The organism is Pseudoxanthomonas sp. X-1, from assembly GCF_020042665.1.
Classification (GTDB): Bacteria; Pseudomonadota; Gammaproteobacteria; order Xanthomonadales; family Xanthomonadaceae; genus Pseudoxanthomonas_A; species Pseudoxanthomonas_A spadix_A.
This window is the reverse complement of record NZ_CP083376.1, coordinates 2730514-2747660: the sequence shown is the minus strand read 5'-3', so window position 1 is coordinate 2747660 and position 17147 is coordinate 2730514. Positions and strand designations below refer to the sequence as shown.

The 17147-nt window shown below is 68.9% G+C and carries 13 protein-coding genes, 3 tRNA genes and 1 pseudogene; 14 read left to right on the top strand and 3 right to left on the bottom strand.

The window, feature by feature from the left end:
* Positions 1 to 190 precede the first annotated feature (190 nt).
* The 13 genes and pseudogenes from LAJ50_RS12250 to LAJ50_RS12190 all read left to right on the top strand — a co-directional run.
* Positions 191 to 2526, top strand: a pseudogene (locus LAJ50_RS12250) (DNA internalization-related competence protein ComEC/Rec2); the annotation flags it as partial.
* A 40-nt stretch (positions 2527 to 2566) separates the two neighbouring features.
* A complete protein-coding gene (locus LAJ50_RS12245) occupies positions 2567 to 3190 on the top strand; it encodes a MotA/TolQ/ExbB proton channel family protein (RefSeq protein ID WP_130553102.1) in 624 nt (207 codons plus the stop codon).
* Between the two features lie 12 nt (positions 3191 to 3202).
* Positions 3203 to 3631, top strand: coding sequence for a biopolymer transporter ExbD (locus LAJ50_RS12240; RefSeq protein ID WP_138651573.1), 429 nt, complete (start codon positions 3203 to 3205; stop codon positions 3629 to 3631).
* Positions 3628 to 5385, top strand: coding sequence for a lipid A export permease/ATP-binding protein MsbA (gene msbA, locus LAJ50_RS12235; protein WP_138651575.1), 1758 nt, complete (start codon positions 3628 to 3630; stop codon positions 5383 to 5385). The genes LAJ50_RS12240 and msbA overlap by 4 nt, the downstream gene beginning before the upstream one ends.
* Positions 5382 to 6392: a tetraacyldisaccharide 4'-kinase gene (gene lpxK, locus LAJ50_RS12230; protein ID WP_138651577.1), complete on the top strand. Its 1011-nt coding sequence runs from the start codon at positions 5382 to 5384 to the stop codon at positions 6390 to 6392. Before msbA ends, lpxK begins: the two co-directional genes overlap by 4 nt.
* A gap of 124 nt (positions 6393 to 6516) precedes the next feature.
* Positions 6517 to 7296 carry a 3-deoxy-manno-octulosonate cytidylyltransferase gene (gene kdsB / locus LAJ50_RS12225; protein ID WP_138651579.1) on the top strand — a complete coding sequence of 260 codons (780 nt, stop codon included), beginning with the start codon at positions 6517 to 6519 and terminating at the stop codon, positions 7294 to 7296.
* A gap of 88 nt (positions 7297 to 7384) precedes the next feature.
* Positions 7385 to 8803 (top strand): redoxin domain-containing protein, encoded by a 1419-nt coding sequence (locus LAJ50_RS12220; protein WP_138651581.1) that lies wholly within the window; start codon positions 7385 to 7387, stop codon positions 8801 to 8803.
* Positions 8800 to 10671 carry an excinuclease ABC subunit UvrC gene (gene uvrC, locus LAJ50_RS12215; RefSeq protein ID WP_130553096.1) on the top strand — a complete coding sequence of 624 codons (1872 nt, stop codon included), beginning with the start codon at positions 8800 to 8802 and terminating at the stop codon, positions 10669 to 10671. Before LAJ50_RS12220 ends, uvrC begins: the two co-directional genes overlap by 4 nt.
* Positions 10668 to 11312 carry a CDP-diacylglycerol--glycerol-3-phosphate 3-phosphatidyltransferase gene (gene pgsA / locus LAJ50_RS12210; protein ID WP_138651583.1) on the top strand — a complete coding sequence of 215 codons (645 nt, stop codon included), beginning with the start codon at positions 10668 to 10670 and terminating at the stop codon, positions 11310 to 11312. The genes uvrC and pgsA overlap by 4 nt, the downstream gene beginning before the upstream one ends.
* A tRNA-Gly gene (locus LAJ50_RS12205) sits at positions 11303 to 11378 on the top strand. The genes pgsA and LAJ50_RS12205 overlap by 10 nt, the downstream gene beginning before the upstream one ends.
* A gap of 108 nt (positions 11379 to 11486) precedes the next feature.
* Positions 11487 to 11560, top strand: a tRNA-Cys gene (locus tag LAJ50_RS12200).
* Positions 11561 to 11607: 47 nt separating this feature from the next.
* Positions 11608 to 11683, top strand: a tRNA-Gly gene (locus tag LAJ50_RS12195).
* Between the two features lie 226 nt (positions 11684 to 11909).
* Positions 11910 to 13853, top strand: coding sequence for an integrase arm-type DNA-binding domain-containing protein (locus LAJ50_RS12190; protein WP_009876631.1), 1944 nt, complete (start codon positions 11910 to 11912; stop codon positions 13851 to 13853).
* A 37-nt stretch (positions 13854 to 13890) separates the two neighbouring features.
* Here the strand turns inward: LAJ50_RS12190 and LAJ50_RS12185 are convergent, their stop codons facing one another.
* Positions 13891 to 14859 carry a Dyp-type peroxidase gene (locus tag LAJ50_RS12185; protein WP_020924940.1) on the bottom strand — a complete coding sequence of 323 codons (969 nt, stop codon included), beginning with the start codon at positions 14857 to 14859 and terminating at the stop codon, positions 13891 to 13893.
* 118 nt (positions 14860 to 14977) lie between these two features.
* Entirely contained in the window at positions 14978 to 15631 is a 654-nt protein-coding gene (locus tag LAJ50_RS12180) for a substrate-binding domain-containing protein (protein ID WP_023106332.1), read from the bottom strand.
* A 119-nt stretch (positions 15632 to 15750) separates the two neighbouring features.
* Between LAJ50_RS12180 and LAJ50_RS12175 the strand changes: the two genes are divergently transcribed.
* A complete protein-coding gene (locus LAJ50_RS12175) occupies positions 15751 to 16044 on the top strand; it encodes a helix-turn-helix transcriptional regulator (RefSeq protein ID WP_009459591.1) in 294 nt (97 codons plus the stop codon).
* A gap of 22 nt (positions 16045 to 16066) precedes the next feature.
* Here the strand turns inward: LAJ50_RS12175 and LAJ50_RS12170 are convergent, their stop codons facing one another.
* Positions 16067 to 16957: a LysR family transcriptional regulator gene (locus tag LAJ50_RS12170; protein ID WP_023103878.1), complete on the bottom strand. Its 891-nt coding sequence runs from the start codon at positions 16955 to 16957 to the stop codon at positions 16067 to 16069.
* Positions 16958 to 17147 lie beyond the last annotated feature (190 nt).

Here is a 17147-nt window from a genome sequence, read left to right as displayed (position 1 = left end):
TCCCGCCGCGCCTGCCTTGCCGGCGCTGGGACTTTTCCCACGCCGGAACGCGCTGCGCGGCGATGGCGCCCCCGGCGGGTCCGGCGCAGGCTGGCGTCGGACCCAGGCAGGACGCCAGCCGATGCAATGGACGCAGGCCAGTACGCACGCGCGGCACCCGTGGGCCCGGCGCTTCGCCGCGCCTGGCGCCATGCCCGTGCCGGCGTTTGGCGGCGCGGTCGCCGTGTGCCTGCTGCTGGGCGTCTGCGGCTGCCTGCTGCTGCCGGCGCTGCCCGGGCGCGTCTGGCTGTGCGCGGCGCTGGCCGTCGGCCTGCCGTGCTGGGTGCGGGGCGGGGCCATGCGCCTGGCCGGCGCGTTGCTGGTCGGCGTCGGCTGGGCCGGATTGCAGGCGGGCTGGGCGCTGTCGGCACAGCTGCCGGCGCGCGCCCAGGCGCGAGACTGGAGCGTCGAAGGCCGCGTCGTCGGCCTGCCCCAGGTCGAGGCGCGGCGCACGCGCTTCGAGTTCCTCGCCGAGGCCTGCCCTGCCGGCGCGGAGCTGCCATGCGGCCGGCGCCTGCAGCTGGCCTGGTACGACGAGACCGACGCCAGCGTGCCGGGGCCGCGCGCGCAGCTGCAGGCCGGGCAGCGCTGGCGGCTGCTGGTGCGGCTGCGCGCGCCGCGCGGGCTGGTCAACCCGGGCGGGTTCGACAGCGAGCGCTATGCGCTGGCGCGGCGCGTGGCGGCGACCGGCTATGTGCGCGCCGCGCCGTTGGCGCGTGCATTGGGGCCGCCGGTGGGCATCGACGCGTGGCGCGCGCGGATGTCCGCGCGCATCGCCGGGCAGGCGCCGGCCGGAGCGCAGCGCTTCGTGCGTGCCCTGGCGTTGGGCGACACCGGCGGCCTGGACGATGCCGATTGGGCCACGCTGCGTGCGGCCGGGCTCACCCATCTGATCGCCATCTCCGGGTTCCATGTCGGGCTGGTCGCCGGCTTCGGTGCGCTGCTCGCCGCGGGCCTGTGGCGGCTGTTCCCGCGGCTGGGACGGTGGCTGCCGCGGCCGGTCGCGGCCGGGGTGGCGGCGATGCTGTTCGCCGGCGGCTATGCGCTGCTGTCCGGGGGCGCGCTGCCGACGGTGCGCACGGTGCTGATGATCGCGGTGGTGGCCCTGGCCCGCTGCGGCCGGCGTCCGGCCGGCGCGGTGGCCGCGCTGGCCCTGGCGATGCTGGCGGTGCTGCTGGTGGATCCGCTGGCGCCGCTGCTGGCCGGCTTCTGGCTCAGCTTCGCCGGCGTGGCCTGGCTGGTGTGGTGCCTGCCCACGCACGGCCTGCCGGCGTGGCGCGCGTTCCTGTCGGCGCAGGGCGTGGCCACACTCGGACTGCTGCCGCTGACCGTGGCCTTGTTCGGCCAGGCCTCGCTGATCGGGCCGCTGGCCAATCTGCTGGCGATCCCCTGGTGGAGCCTGGTGGTGGTGCCGGCCTGCCTGCTCGGCGTGGCCGCCGAGACCCTGCACGCCGGCTGGGGCACGCCGGCCTGGTGGCTGGCCGGGCAGGCGTTCGAACCGAGCTGGCGGCTGTTCGCCTGGCTGGCACAGGGCCGCTTCGCGCTGTGGTGGCTGCCGGAAGGTGCCTGGTTCGCGCTGCCCATGGCCGTGCTGGGCGCGTTCTGGCTGCTGCTGCCGCGCGGGGTGCCCGGCAAGCCGCTGGCGCTGCTGCTGTGGCTGCCGCTGCTGCTGCCCGACCTGGACCTGCCGCGCGAGGGCGAGGCCAGCGTGACCACGCTCGATGTCGGCCAGGGCCTGTCGGTGCTGGTGCGCACGCGCGGCCATGCGCTGCTGTTCGATACCGGGCCGGCGGTGGCCGACGGCTTCGACGCCGGCGAACGCGTGGTGGTGCCGGCGCTGCATGCCCTGGGTGTGCGCCGGCTGGACCGGGTGATGGTCAGCCACGGCGATGCCGACCATGCCGGTGGTCTGGGGGCGGTGCGCAGCGGGATGCCGGTGCTGGAGGTGCTGGGACCGGCCGGTGCGCCGATTCCGCTGCAGACCGCCTGCCGCGCCGGACAGGCCTGGACCTGGGACGGCGTGCGGTTCGAGGTTCTGCATCCGACGCGTGGCTTTCCCTACCTGCGCAACGAATCCAGCTGTGTACTGCGCGTGGGCACCGCGCATGGCGCGGTGCTGCTGACCGGCGACATCGGCCAGGTGATCGAACGCCAGCTGCTGCGCACGCACCCGCAGGCGCTGAAGTCGAAGCTGGTGCTGGTGGCCCACCACGGCAGCCGCGATTCCTCCGATCCCGCGTTCGTCGAGGCCACGGGCGCGCGCCTGGCGCTGGTCTCGGCCGGCGCGGACAACCGTTTCGGGCATCCGCAGCCGGTGGTGGTGCGACGCTGGCAGCGGGCCGGCGCCGAGGTGCTGAACACCGCCGACAGCGGCGCGCTGAGTGTCTGGCTGGACGCCGACGGCCAGTCGGTCCGCGAGCGCCGGCGCTGGCGCGCGCGGCTGTGGGACGCGGTCAGGGCGCGCGAGGCGTCTGGGCTATCCTATCGGCCTGCTCTCACACGGCCGGCTGCGCCGTAAGGATTCAACGTGCTGGAACTGGTCAAGGCGGGCGGCTGGCCCATGCTCCCGCTGCTGCTGCTCGCCGTGCTGGCCCTGGCCATCGTGGTGGAACGCTTCTGGAGCCTGCGCCGCAAGGAGATCCTGCCGCCGGGCCTGGGCGAAGAGGTGCGCCGCTGGGCGACCTCGTCCAACCTGGAGGCCTCGCATATCGAGTCGCTGCGCCGCACCTCGCCGCTGGGCGCGCTGCTGGCCGCCGCGCTGGACGTGCGCCACCGCTCGCGCGATGTGATCCGCGAGCGCATCGAGGACACCGGCCGCCACCTGGTCCACCGCATGGAGCGCTACCTCAACACGCTGGGCACCATCGCCGCGGCCGGTCCGCTGCTGGGCCTGCTGGGCACGGTGGTGGGCATGATCCAGATGTTCCTGGGGATCCTCGACCACGGCCTGGGCGATGTGAACCAGCTGGCCGGCGGCATCGGCAAGGCGCTGGTGTGCACCGCCACCGGCATGCTGGTGGCGATCCCGGCGCTGATCTTCCATCGCTATTTCCGCGGCCGCATCGCCGGCTACGTGATCGAGATGGAGCAGCAGGCCATGGCCCTGTCCGACGCGCTGGAAGCGCCGCACGCCGCCGCGCGCGTCGACTGAAGGCCGCGCCCGATGCGTATCCGCGACGACCGCGCGCACGACGAGCCGGAGATCAACCTGGTCCCGCTGATCGACGTGATCCTGGTGCTGATCATCTTCTTCGTGATCACCACGACCTTCGATGCGCGCTCGACCCTGCAGCTGCAGCTGCCGTCGGCCTCGCAGCAGCCGGCCGACGCGCCGGCCAAGGCGCTGAGCATCCTCATCAATGCCGAGGGCCGCTACTTCGTCGGCGACAGCGAAGTGCTGCGCACCGACGCCGACGCGCTCAAGCAGGCCATCGCCCAGTCCGCCGGCAAGGACCATGCGCGCCCGGTGCTGCTGCGCGCCGACGCGCGTACGCCGCACCAGGCGGTGGTGACCGCGCTGGACGCGCTGGCCCAGCTGGGCTTCAAGCGCATTTCCATCGCCACGGCGCCCGAGCAGGAGCCACGCCGGTGAATGCGGCCGTCCCCGGATCGGCCTGGCAGACCTATCGCCGGCTGCTGGCCTTCGCCAAGCCATACCGCGGTTTGCTGCTGCTGGCGTTCGTGGCGGCGCTGGTCGAAGCGGCGGGGACGGGCGCCTTCACCCGGCTGATGGAGCCGATCACCAACCGGACCTTCCTCAACCAGGGGGCGCCGCAGGCGCTGTGGGTCATGCCCACGCTGATCCTGGTGATCTTCCTGGTGCGCGGTGTGGCCGGCTACATCACCGACATGTCGATGGGACGCGCGGCGCGCAGCATCGCCCGCGACCTGCGGGTCAAGGTGCTGGGCAAGTACCTGTCCCTGCCGGGCGCGCGCTTCGACGCCGAGCCGGTGCCGTCGATGCTGGTGCGGCTGGGGTCGGATTCGGACCAGGTCGCGCAGGCGGCGGTCGATGCGCTCAAGACCATGATCCAGCAGGCGCTGCAGGCCATCGTGCTGCTGATCGTGATGCTGGGCGCCAGCTGGCAGGTGACCCTGTCCATCCTGGTGCTGGTGCCGCCGCTGGCGTTCGTGATGAACAAGGTCGCCAAGCGCTACCGGCGGGTGAGCCACCGCATCCAGGAGAGCGGCGCGCGCTTGCTGCAGGCGGCCGACCAGACGCTGTCCAACCATCAGGAGGTCAAGGTCTACGGCGCGCAGCGGTCCGAGCTCGAGCGCTACCACGCGCTGGCCGACCACAACCTGCGCCTGGCGATGAAGGTCGAGTCCACCCGCGGCATCTCCACCGCCACGGTGCAGATGATGGGCGCCATCGGCCTGGCGGCGCTGCTGCTGATCGCCGGTCACGAAGCCGCCGCCGGGCGGCTGAGCGCCGGCGGTTTCTTCAGCCTGCTGCTGGCCATGGCCGGCATCATCCCGGCCCTGAAGAACCTCACCAACGTGCAGAACGTCCTGCAGCGCGGCGTGGCCTCGGCCGAGCGCCTGTTCTCGGTGCTCGACGCGCCGGACGAGGTCGACGCCGGCACCCGTCCGCTGGCCCGAGCGCGGGGCACGATCGAGTTCCGCGACGTCACCGCGCGCTATCCGGGCCAGCTGCGGCCGGCGCTGGAGCACATCAGCTTCGTCGCGCGCCCCGGCACGGTCACCGCCATCGTCGGCCGCTCGGGCAGCGGCAAGTCCAGCCTGATCAAGCTGATCCCGCGCTTCTACGACGTCGAGTCCGGACAGATCCTGATCGATGGCGCGCCGGTGCAGGAGTACCGCCTGGCCGACCTGCGCCGCCAGATCGCCCTGGTCGGCCAGCAGGTGATGCTGTTCGACGGCACCGTCGCGGCCAACGTGGCCTATGGCGAGATGCAGGCGGCCGATGCGCAGGCGCTGGACAAGGCGCTGCGCGACGCGCATGCGATGGAATTCGTCGAGCAGCTCGAGCAGGGCAAGGACACCGCGATCGGGGTCAAGGGCGGCAAGCTCTCCGGCGGCCAGCGCCAGCGCCTGGCGATCGCCCGGGCGATGCTGAAGGACGCGCCGATCCTGATCCTGGACGAGGCCACCGCCGCGCTGGACAACGAATCCGAGCGCCTGGTGCAGGACGCGCTGACCCAGCTGATGCCCGACCGCACGACCCTGGTCATCGCCCACCGCCTGTCCACCATCGAACACGCCGACCAGGTGCTGGTGCTCGACCATGGCCGCCTGGTCGAGCAGGGTACCCACGCCGAACTGCTCGCCCGTGGCGGCCTGTACGCGCAACTGCACGGCGCCCAGTTCCGCGAGGCCGAATGAGCGCTTCGCGCGGCGTGCCCAGGTACTGGTTCGACGGCGCGCCGGTGCCGCTGCTGCCGCGGCTGCTCGAACACGTCTACCGCGGCGCGCTGCGCCTGCGCGCCGCGCTGTATCGCCTCGGCCTGCTGCGGCGCCGGCGCGCGCCGGTGCCGGTGGTGGTGGTGGGCAATCTGACCGTCGGCGGCACCGGCAAGACGCCGCTGACCATCGCGCTGGTGCAGCGCCTGCGCGAGGCCGGCTGGAACCCAGGCGTGGCCAGCCGCGGCTACGGTCGCCAGGACCCGAAAACCCCTCGCTGGGTGGAGGCGGACACCACCCCGGCCGAAGGCGGCGACGAGCCGGTGCTGATCGCACGCCGCACCCGCGCAAGGGTGCGGGTGGACCGCGACCGCGTCGCCGCCGCGCGCGCGCTGGCGGCGGCCGGTTGCGACATCGTGGTCTGCGATGACGGCCTGCAGCACCTGCGGCTGCGGCGCGATATCGAGATCGAGGTCATCGACGGCCGCCGCCGCTACGGCAACGGCCGCGTGCTGCCGGCCGGGCCGCTGCGCGAGCCGGCCGAACGCAGCGGGCAGGTCGATTTCCGCGTGGTCAACGGCGGCAGCGCCGGCTTCGGCGAATGGGCGATGGCGCTGCGCTCGGGCCTGGCCCTGCCGCTGGCCGGCGGCAAGCCGACCACGCTGGCGGCCTTCGGCGGCCGCCGCGTGCACGCGGTGGCGGGCATCGGCCATCCCGGCCGCTTCTTCGACCTGCTGCGCGGCTACGGCATCGGCGTGGTGCCGCATGCCTTCGACGATCACCACGCCTACAGCGCGGACGATCTGCGCTTCGGCAGCGACCTGCCGCTGCTGATGACCGAGAAGGACGCGGTCAAATGCGCCGCCTTCGCCGGTCCCTGGGCCTACAGCGTCCCGGTCGAGGCGGAGCTGCCCGAGGCGTTCTGGGTGGCGCTGCTGGGCCGCGTGGCCGCGCTGCGGAGCCTGGCGCCGCCCGGCCGCAAGGGCTGAACGCTTCGGGCGCGACGGCCCCGGGCGCGTCGGACCGGTCTGGGCCAGCGGCTAGAATGGCGGTTCCTTCCCATCGCCACGCCTGGCAGGTGCGCCCGTTGCCGGCGCCCGCAAGCTCCGTCACATGACCGACCTGCAAGAACCCTTCGTCGTCGCCATTCCCGCCCGCCACGACGCCACGCGCCTGCCCGGCAAGCCGCTGCGGCTGCTCGGCGGCCGCGCGCTGGTGCTGCACGTGGCCGAGCGCGCGCTGGCCGCCGGCGCGCGCGAGGTGTGGGTGGCCACCGACGACGAACGCGTGGCGCGCGCGCTGGACGGCAGCGGCGTGCGGGTGGCGATGACCGCCGCCGGCCACGCCTCGGGCAGCGACCGCCTGGCCGAATGCGCCGGCATCGCCGGCTGGGACGACCAGACCCTGGTGGTCAACCTGCAGGGCGACGAGCCCTTCGCCCCGCCGGCCGGCATCCGCGCCGTGGCCGCCGCGCTGTCGGCCAGCGGCCATCCGATGGCGACCCTGGCCACGCCGATCGACGAGGCCGAGCAGGTGTTCGACCCCAATGCGGTGAAGGTGGTGCTGGCCGACAACGGCGATGCGCTGTATTTCAGCCGCGCGCCGCTGCCCTGGCACCGCGACGGCTTCGCGCGCAGCCGCGAAGCGCTGGCCGACGCGCCGGCGCCGTTCCTGCGCCATATCGGCATCTACGCCTACCGCGCCGGCTTCCTGCGCACCTTCGCCGCGCTGCCGCCGGGCCGGCTGGAGCGCACCGAATCGCTGGAGCAGCTGCGCGCGCTGGAGGCCGGCTTCCGCATCGCCGTGGCGCTGACGCCAGAGGCCTTCCCGCCCGGCGTGGACACCCCCGAGGACCTGGCGCGCGCCCAGCGCCATCTGGACGGCATGCGGTGAGGATCGGCCGCGCGCCGCTGCTGCCGCGCGTTAAGCGCGCCGGCGCGCACGGCTTGAAGCCGGCCGCCTGCGGCATCATCCAGTCTCCATGAATCCGATCCACGCTCCCGACTTCCCGCACGGTCTGCTGTGGCTCAACGCCGCGCCGACCGCGCTGCAGTCGCTGCGTGGCAGCGCGGTGGCGCTGGCTTTCGTCGATCCGGCCTCGAGCTGGTGCCTGCAGCGCCTGGCCGACCTGGCGGTGCTGCAGCGCCGCTTCGGCGCGCGCCTGCAGGTGCGGGTGATCGCCGTGCCGCGTTTCGACGTGCACCGCGATCCGCAGGCCGCGCTCAAGCGCCTGCGCCGCTTCGGGGTCTCTTTCCCGATCGCGCACGATCCGGACTGGCACGCCTGGCAGCGCTTCGGCATCGAGGCCTGGCCGACCGTGGTGCTGATCGACGCGCAGGGCATGATGGTCGACCACATCGTCGGCACCCCCGGCGTCGGTGCGCTGGAAAACCGGCTGGGCGCGCTGTGCGAGCCGCTGGAAGAACCCCGGGTCGACACCCGCCCCGTGGAGACCAACCCCGAGCCGCGCCTGCCGCTGCGTTTCCCCACCGGCCTGGCGGTCAATGCCGAGCGCCTGTACGTGGCCGACACCGGCCACCACCAGATCGTGGAATGCAACCACGCCGGCCGCGTGATGCGGCGCTTCGGCAACGGCAACGCCGACGCGCTGGACGGCGACATGGAGATCGCCAGCTTCCGCAGCCCCACCCACGTGGCGCTGCTGCGCAACGAGCTCTACGTGGCCGACACCGGCAACCACCTGATCCGGCGCATCCACCTGGGCACCGGGGCGGTGCAGACCCTGCTGGGCACGGGCAAGGCCGGGGTGCCGGCCGAGGGCCCGATCCACGCCCCCGGGGATGTCGCGCTGGCCTCGCCGGCCGGGCTGGTGGCGACCAACAGCCATCTGCACTTCGCCCTGTCCGGCGACAACCGGGTGTGGAGCTGGGACCTGGGCAACCGCATCCTCGAATGCCGCGCCGGCTCGGGCCAACTGGGGCAGCGCGACGGCGCCGGCATCCTGGCCAGCTTCGCCCAGCCGACCGGCCTGGCGCTGGTACAGCAGGCGCTGTACGTGTGCGACACGCTGGGCGCCTCGCTGCGCGCGGTGCAGCTGGGCGGCGATTTCGCCAAGACCCTGGTGGGCGGGCAGGGGCCGTGGGAGTTCGGCGATGCCGACGGCCAGCGCCAGCAGGCGCGCCTGCAGGCGCCGGAAGACGTGGCGCTGGATCCCGACGCGCCGGTGCTGTGGATCGCCGACACCGGCAACGGCCGCATCCGCAGCCTGCGCCTGGGCGGCGGCGCGGTGACCTCGCTGGAGGTGGGCCGGCGCCTGGCGCAGCCTGCCGGCGTGGCCGCCTTCGGCGGCAAACTGTGGATCGCCGAGACCGACGCGCACGCGGTCCTGTGCGTGGATCTGGCCAGCGGCGCGGTCTCGCAGGTGCCGATCGAAGCATGAGTCGTCGCAGTTCCCCAGGCCAGCCGTTCGACGGCAAGGCCTTCGCCGCTTCGTTGAGCACCGCGCCGGGCGTGTACCGCATGTACGCGGCCGACGACACGCTGCTGTACGTCGGCAAGGCGCGCGCGCTGCGCAACCGCGTGGGCAGCTATTTCAACAACGCGCCGCGCAACCCGCGCACCATCGCGATGATCTCGCAGATCGCGCGCATGGACGTCACGGTCACCCGCACCGAGGCCGAGGCGCTGCTGCTGGAAAACCAGCTGATCAAGTCGCTCAGCCCGCGCTACAACGTGGCCCTGCGCGACGACAAGAGCTATCCCTACGTGCTGCTGACCAGCGAGGAGTTCCCGCGCATCGCCTTCCACCGCGGCCCGCGCGCGATCCCCGGGCGCTACTTCGGCCCCTACGCCAGCGCCGGCGCGGTGCGCGACACGCTCAACCTGATGCAGAAGCTGTTCCGCATCCGCAACTGCGAGGACAGCGTCTTCCGCAACCGCACCCGGCCGTGCCTGCAGTACCAGATCGGCCGCTGCACCGCGCCGTGCGTGGAGCTGGTCGGCCAGGCCGAATACGACCAGTCGGTGCATCGCGCCAGTCTGTTCCTGGGCGGGCGCAGCGATGAGCTGTCCGACGAGCTGACCGCCGAGATGGAGCGCGCCGCGGAGAAGCTGGACTTCGAGGAGGCCGCGCGCCTGCGCGACCTGCTCAAGCGCCTGCGCGGCATGCAGTCGCGCCAGTACGTGGACGGCCACGCCGCGGACCTGGACGCGCTGGCCTGCGCGATGCAGGGCAGCACCGCCTGCGTGCTGCTGCTGGCCTTCCGCGACGGCCGCAACCTGGGCACGCGCGCCTTCTACCCGCGCACCAACGGCGAGGAAAGCGCCGAGGAAGTGCTGGCCGCCTTCGTCTCGCAGTACTACGCCGAGCAGGTGCCGCCGCGCGAGCTGCTGCTGGACCGCGAGATCCCCGATGCCGAGCTGATCGAGGCCGCGCTGTCCACCGCCGCCGGCCGCAAGGTCCAGCTGAAGTGGAACGTGCGCGGCGAGCGCGCCGGCTACCTCGATCTGGCCCGGCGCAACGCGCAGATCACCCTGGCCACCGAGATGACCAGCCGCAACGCCCAGGCCGCGCGCAGCCAGGCCCTGGCCGAGCTGCTGGGGTTGGCCGAGCCGGCCCAGCGCATCGAGTGCTTCGACATCAGCCACACCATGGGCGAGGCCACGGTGGCCTCGTGCGTGGTGTTCGACGAGAAGGGCGCGGTGCGTTCGCAGTACCGGCGCTTCAACATCACCGGCATCGAGCCGGGCGACGACTACGCGGCTATGCGCCAGGCGATCGAGCGCCGCTTCCGGCGTGCGATGGAGGAGGGCACGGTGCTGCCGGACGTGCTGCTGATCGACGGCGGCGCCGGCCAGCTGCGCCAGGCGCGCGAGGTGCTGGCCGACCTGGGCGTGGACGGCGTGGCCCTGGTCGGCGTGGCCAAGGGCGTGGAACGCCGCGCCGGCCACGAGACCCTGATCCTGGACGACGGCCGCGAGGTCAGCCCCGGCGCCGCCTCGCCGGCGCTGCAGCTGATCCAGCAGGTCCGTGACGAAGCCCACCGTTTCGCCATCACCGGCCATCGCGGCAAGCGCCAGAAGGCGCGCACCACCAGCAAGCTGGAGGACATCGCCGGCATCGGCCCGCGCCGGCGCGCCAGTCTGCTCAAGCATTTCGGCGGCCTGGCCGGGCTCAAGGCCGCCGGCGTGGAGGAGATCGCGCGGGTGGAGGGCGTCAATCACGCGCTGGCCCAGCGCATCTACGCTAACCTGCACGGGTTGCCGGAACCGGCGGCGCCCACAACGCCCGGCCCAGATCGCCCATGAAGTTGACCATCCCCACTTGGCTGACCCTGCTGCGGATCGTGATGATCCCGGTGCTGGTGGTGGTCTTCTACCTGCCGTACGCGTGGACCAGCGTGGCCGCCGCGGCGGTGTTCGCGATCGCCGCGGTCACCGACTGGCTCGATGGCTGGATCGCCCGGCGCTGGCACCAGTATTCGGCCTTCGGCGCGTTCCTGGACCCGGTCGCCGACAAGCTGATGGTGGCCGTGTCCCTATTCCTGATCGTCCAGGGCCATCCCACGCCGTGGATGGCGTTCTGGGCGGCGGTGATCGTGGGCCGCGAAATCGCCGTCTCGGCGCTGCGCGAGTGGATGGCCGAGATCGGCCAGCGCGGCAAGGTCAAGGTCGCCTGGATCGGCAAGGTCAAGACCACCGTGCAGATGATCGCGCTGGGCTGCCTGCTGTACTCGGTGCGCCCGGCCGGCCATTCGCTGAGCGATGTGTGGATGAGCGTGCCGGTGTTCCACCTCGGCGACTGGCTGCTGGCCGTGGCGGCGCTGCTGACCCTGTACTCGGGCTACCAGTACCTGCGGGCCGCCTGGCCGAGCCTGCGCGAGGATGAGCAGGCAGCCGTTGACACGCGCAAGAAAGGCACTACAATTTCGCCTCTCTCGCGGGATTAGCTCAGTTGGTAGAGCACGACCTTGCCAAGGTCGGGGTCGAGAGTTCGAGTCTCTTATCCCGCTCCAAGTTTCAAGGCGCAGTTGAAGTGGAGTTGCTTCAACGGCGTTGACGAAACCCCGGCCCATCGGGGTTTTGTTTTGTCGGAAGGCTCTTACGGCCAACCGCGCGTCACCGGCCTGGTGGCAGAGTGGTTATGCAGCGGACTGCAAATCCGTGCACGCCGGTTCGATTCCGACCCAGGCCTCCACAACTCGAAGAAGCGAGGGTAGACTTTCGCTTCACGCAACACACAACGCGGGATTAGCTCAGTTGGTAGAGCACGACCTTGCCAAGGTCGGGGTCGAGAGTTCGAGTCTCTTATCCCGCTCCAAATTTTGATCCACAGACTTCTACTGGGGTCTGTAGGTCATTGAAAAAAGGAGCTTCGGCTCCTTTTTTCATTCCAGCGAGTGCCACGGAAATCCACCCACAGCTACCGTTTTTGAGTGACCAAATAAGGCACAAGAATACGGGTGGGTCGGCTACCGGATAGTTGCTGGGGCTGAGCGGGGACCATGACGAGCATAGGGCCTAAGTCATTACTTAGGAGTCTCGAAATGGCGCTCTCTGATCTGACCGTCCGGCAGGCGAAGACCACCGGAAAACGCTACACCCTCTCCGACAACGACTGCCTGGGCCTGATGGTCTCAGCCGCAGGCGGCAAGTCATGGCAATTCCGCTACTACTGGCTGGGCAAGCAAAAGCGCCTGTGCCTGGGCGGCTATCCTGCTCTCAGCCTGCGCGAGGCCCGGATCGAGCGAGACAAGGCCCAGGCCCTGCTCGCCAGGGGGATCGATCCTCAGGTCGAGCGCGACCAGAAACGGCACGCGGCCAAGCTGGCGGGCGAATACACCTTCAAGACCGTCTTCGATGCCTGGGTCGAGCATCGCCGCAAGGAACTCAAGGAAGGCCGTCAAAGCACGCTGTCGCAGATCCTGCGCATCTTCAACAAGGACGTGTTGCCCACCCTGGGAAGAATGTCGATCTACGACATTCGCCGCCCCCAACTCCTGGGCGTCTTGGCGGCGATCGAGAAACGCAAGGCGTTCACCACCGCCGAGAAGGTCCGCACCTGGTTCAACCAGTTGTTCCGCTATGCCCTGGTCATTGCCGAGGGGTTGGAAGTCAACCCGGCCGCCGACCTGGACGTGGTGGCAGAGCCCAAGCCCCCCGTAGCCCACAATCCCTACCTGCACCTGCCCGAGATGCCCGAGTTCCTCCAGAAGCTCCGGCTCTACAACCCCCGTGGCTGGCAGACCCAGCTTGGCGTCCGGCTGCTGTTCCTGACCGGGGTGCGCACCGGCGAACTGCGATTGGCCGAACCCGAACAGTTCGACCTCGACAGGGGCTTGTGGATCATCCCACCGCAGATCGTCAAGCAGCTCCAGGATGAAATGCGCAAGGCAGGGAAGCGGCCGCAGGATGTGCCCCCCTATATCGTGCCGCTATCCCTGCAGGCCATCGAGATCGTGCGCTATCTCCTGGGGGTGATGCGGCCGGCGCAGAAGTACTTGCTGTCACACCGCAGCGAACTCAAGAAGCGCATCAGCGAGAACACCCTCAACAAGGCCGTGCAGCTCATGGGCTATGAGGGGCGCCTGACCGGCCACGGCATCCGCGGCACTATCTCGACGGCGCTCAACGAGATTGGCTACCCGAAGATTTGGGTGGACGCGCAGCTTTCCCATTCCGACCCCAACAAGGTGAGTTCGTCCTACAACCACGCCAAGTACGTTGAGCCGCGCCGTCGGATGATGCAGGACTGGGCCGATCGGCTCGACCTGCTCGAACAGGGCGAAGTGGAAGCCGCGAGCGCGCATCTGACCATCCGTATCGACGGGGTGCCGGCGATGGCAGAAGTGGAGGAAGCGGTGGATGCGACCCTCGCGATGGCCGAGCCCACTCCTCCCGGCGTCCCGCCCGTCGTGGCCACGCCTATTGTCGTAACCCCGAGCAACGGCGGCATCACGTTCCAGCGGCTGTCTCAGGTACCGCCGCCTCCGACGCATGCCCCAGAGCCGGAAGTGTCCGCGATCCAGCGCGAGCGCGAGGAAATGCTGACCATCTACGAGTCTCCAAGCAGCTTGCCGGTCCCGCTGTTCGGCAAGCTGGCCGGAAAGTCCAAGGACCAGATCAACCGCGAACTGAAAGCGGGCAAGTTGCTGTCCATCAGTTTGGGCAATCGGGGGCAGCGTGTTCCCGATTGGCAACTGGTGCCGCTCAAGCACAAGCTGGCCCAGGTGCTCATGAACCAGTGCCCGCACGCGGATTCGTGGGATCTGTACCGCATGCTGACCCAGCCGCACCCTGACCTGGGGGACCGCGCGGCCATTGATGCGGTCACGCCGACCAACGTGCCGGCGATCATCCAGGTCATCATGGGCGACTACCAGCACTATGCGGATATGCCCGAGGCCATTGCCCCGTACCCCATCCCCGAGGATGTGCGGCAAAGCGTTCGTCGGCTGGTGGATAGCGCAGTAGTTCTAGACGGAGCATAGGGCTCTCAAACCTTGCAGGGGCCTTGCGGCCCCTGCATTACGCTTGCACCGCCTCCACGAGTTCGCTCAGCGTGCGCGGTGCGGGAGCGAAGAACACGGCGCCGGTGTGCGCCGTCGAGAAATCGAGCAGGCGGTCGTGCATGCCTGGCGGATCGCCGAGGAACATGCGCTCCAGCATCTTCTGCGTCACCCACAGATGCCTGGAGTAGCCGATGAAGTAGGTGCCATATTCGCCCTGGCCGGGGCGGCCGAAGGGCATGTTGTCGCGCAGGATGTCGTGCTCGGTGCCGTCGTCGTCCACGATCGTGGCGAGGGTCTTGTGCGATTTCTGGCCGCTCGTCGCGTCGGGCAATTCGACATTGCTGACGATCTCCCGGCCGATGATCCGCTCTTGCTCGTCCTTGGCGAGCCGAGCCCACGGCTGCATTTGGTGCAGATACTTCTGCACCACCAAGTAGCTGCCGCCGGCGAACGCCTGATCTTCACTGCCGACCAGCGTCGAGGCGCCGATGTCGTGCCCGGTCGGGTTGGCCGTGCCATCGACAAAGCCAAGCAGGTCGCGGGAGTCGAAGTAGCGAAAACCGACCACCTCGTCGGCCACCGTCACGCTGCTGCCCAGTTGGTCCAGCAGCAGGCGCTCGAATTCAAAACAGAGGTCCTCGCGTTCGGCACGGATGTGAAAGAACAGGTCGCCGGGCGTGGCAGGCGCGGTGTGCTTGGCACCCTCGATGGGCACGAAGGGCCGTAGTTCCTTCGGGCGCTTCCCGGTCTGGAAACGGTCCCATAGCGCCGATCCCAGTGCAGTGATGCACGACAGCCGGCCGTTGAGATCGCGGAAGCCCACCGTTTTGATCAGGTCGTCCAGCCCGTCCAAGACGCCGGCGACCGCCTGAAGGGCCTCGTGGCCCTCGGCGACTGTCAACGTGAGAAACACCGCCGCGCGCGACAGCGGCGCATCGATGCTTTGCGAGTCAATTGGTACTCGATCCCAACCACTTCCAACCATTCGTGCCTCCAAAGACCATGTTAATTCATCATATTGCCAGAGATGGAAGCGCTATCACTGGCGCGCTAACAGGCGCGTGCCGCTGCAATTACCCGCACGCAGCCTCGGCGAGAGCGGGCTATGGGGTATTCGAGCAAGCCGCCCTGTCCCTGGCAACCAACATTGCCCTGTGCTCGAACCGCTCAGAAACAACATTGGCTCGTCCGTGGGGCCGCTGCAGATATGTCACGATCTCGTAGGGGCCGTCTGAAAGCGGTCGCATAGTGATCCCCCACGCATGGGCACGCTCAATGCGCGATTGCGCGGAGAGCCCCACTCCGTAGCCAGCGGTCACCCAAAGCGCCATCATCTCGAACGAAGTCACGTGCTGAATGCTCTGCTGGCTCAACGGAAGAAAGGACAGTCGCTGATCCAGCAGTAGGCAAGCCTCCGCCGGCCAGCGAAACACCGGATAGTCCAGAAGCTCGGCAAGCGTGATCTTCGCCTGGGCAACTAAGGGGGACCCCAGCGGCACTGCAACAGCCACGTTCTCCACCCAGAGCGGTTGGCTTTTCACGGCCGGAGCACCAGCGTTCCGAAGCGTCATTCCAGCGTCGTAGCGGCCTTCCTCAAGGCCCGTCAACAGATCATCGGCTGAGGTCTCAAAGAACGTGATGGTGACTTCTGGTTCCTCCGCGCGCTGTAGGGCAAGAAGCGTTGTGAGGCAAGAGGATGGCACTCCGGGCGCGATAGCAAGCCTGAAATGGGAAAACTGGCTGGTGGCGTCATGCATGAGGGCCCCCAATAAGCGATCTGTCCAGAAAGGCAAACCAGCGTTGCAGGAAAGAGTGAAGTTTAACGTCGTTATCTTTAACGTGGTTAATTGTGGCAGATTGTTTGACGCTTCTGCTAATGCAGAAATCAACAATTCAGCCAGGCCGTCCTTCTGGCACATCGACGTATGAATCCGAGTCGGCGTTAGCCTTCGGACAGGCCGTGCGCGCTGCGCGCGTCGCTCAAGGAGTCGCGCAAGACGAGTTCGCATCTCGGGCAAGCATTTCGCGTTCTCACATGGGTAAGATCGAGCGTGGTGAGCACGTGCCCACGCTTCCGCTCATACTGAAAATTTCTACGGCACTTGGAATAAGCGCGGCTGACCTGATGACGGCGACCGAACGCAATCTGCGTGCCGACACTGATCCCTGAGTGTCTAGCCTGCCAGGCTCCGTCAACCGTCCGAAGAGTCGCGAAGGCGAACGATAAATCGCTCCACCGAAGCCGATAAATTGCCGCCGTCGGGCCGAAGCAGGTAGGTGGTGATCACGGCAGAATCCATCGCCAAGGGGCGGATCACCACATCCGGCCGTTGGGAGATGGGAATCTTGGTCGCCGTCATGAAGCCGATGCCGTAGCCGGCGCCGACCAACGTGAGCATCATGTCCAGCGAGGACACTTCCTCGACAACATTCAGCTTGTGCTCCAACGTGTTGAGCAGCCGCTTGAGTTCGCGGCAATAGCCCTCGCATACCTGCGGGTCGCACAGGACAAGTGGATGGCCTTGAAGTTCTTGAAGTGGCACCTCCTTGTAGGTGAGCAATGAGTGACGAGCTGGCACCGCAATCACCAGCGGGTCGTGCCAGATTGGTTCGGCAGCGATACCGTCGCCGACATCGCCCGTGTGCGCGAACCCGATCATGAAGTCGCCCGAACGCAAGCCACGCACTTGCTCTGCCAGAGGCACTTCTGACAAGCGTATTTCGATCTCCGGCTCCTCGGCGCGGCAACGAGCCAGAAATGCCGACAGCCGTGGATCGATAGCCCCATCTGATACAGCGATGCGCAGGCTACCGCGCAAGCCCGATGCCACAGCCTTGGCATTTTCACGAGCCTGTTCCAGCACTGTGAATAGACGGCGAACATCTTGCAAGAAGACCGCGCCCGCCGCCGTTAGAACTGTTCCTCGTCGGTTTCGGTCGAAGAGCACTACGCCCAACTCGTCCTCAAGTTCCTTGATGGCTCGTGATAGCGGTGGTTGTTCGATATGCAGGCGCTCAGCCGCCCGCGTGAAATGTAGCTCCTCAGCAAGAACTACGAAGCAGCGAAGATGGCGCAGCTCCATAGGCCACCCTCCCGTTCCGACTTATCCAACACTGTGCTATCTCCCTATAGAAGTGACTGCCATTCTGGCGGCGGCGAGTTCGGCCACATCATTGGAAACTTCTGGCTGAATGAGCCAGGGCTGGGTTGACCGTGCGATGGCCCGAGGCAGGCACAACACCAGGCGAGCCTGTCAAGTCCGTGGGGTGATA

Bases quoted from the DNA above. Each gene is read 5' to 3' on its own strand.
- LAJ50_RS12240 (WP_138651573.1), top strand. From the start codon at position 3,203: ATGCGTATCCGCGACGACCGCGCGCACGACGAGCCGGAGATCAACCTG.
- lpxK (WP_138651577.1), top strand. From the start codon at position 5,382: ATGAGCGCTTCGCGCGGCGTGCCCAGGTACTGGTTCGACGGCGCGCCG.
- kdsB (WP_138651579.1), top strand. From the start codon at position 6,517: ATGACCGACCTGCAAGAACCCTTCGTCGTCGCCATTCCCGCCCGCCAC.
- LAJ50_RS12220 (WP_138651581.1), top strand. From the start codon at position 7,385: ATGAATCCGATCCACGCTCCCGACTTCCCGCACGGTCTGCTGTGGCTC.
- uvrC (WP_130553096.1), top strand. From the start codon at position 8,800: ATGAGTCGTCGCAGTTCCCCAGGCCAGCCGTTCGACGGCAAGGCCTTC.
- pgsA (WP_138651583.1), top strand. From the start codon at position 10,668: ATGAAGTTGACCATCCCCACTTGGCTGACCCTGCTGCGGATCGTGATG.
- LAJ50_RS12190 (WP_009876631.1), top strand. From the start codon at position 11,910: ATGGCGCTCTCTGATCTGACCGTCCGGCAGGCGAAGACCACCGGAAAA.
- LAJ50_RS12185 (WP_020924940.1), bottom strand. From the start codon at position 14,859: ATGGTTGGAAGTGGTTGGGATCGAGTACCAATTGACTCGCAAAGCATC.
- LAJ50_RS12180 (WP_023106332.1), bottom strand. From the start codon at position 15,631: ATGCATGACGCCACCAGCCAGTTTTCCCATTTCAGGCTTGCTATCGCG.
- LAJ50_RS12175 (WP_009459591.1), top strand. From the start codon at position 15,751: ATGCAGAAATCAACAATTCAGCCAGGCCGTCCTTCTGGCACATCGACG.
- LAJ50_RS12170 (WP_023103878.1), bottom strand. From the start codon at position 16,957: ATGGAGCTGCGCCATCTTCGCTGCTTCGTAGTTCTTGCTGAGGAGCTA.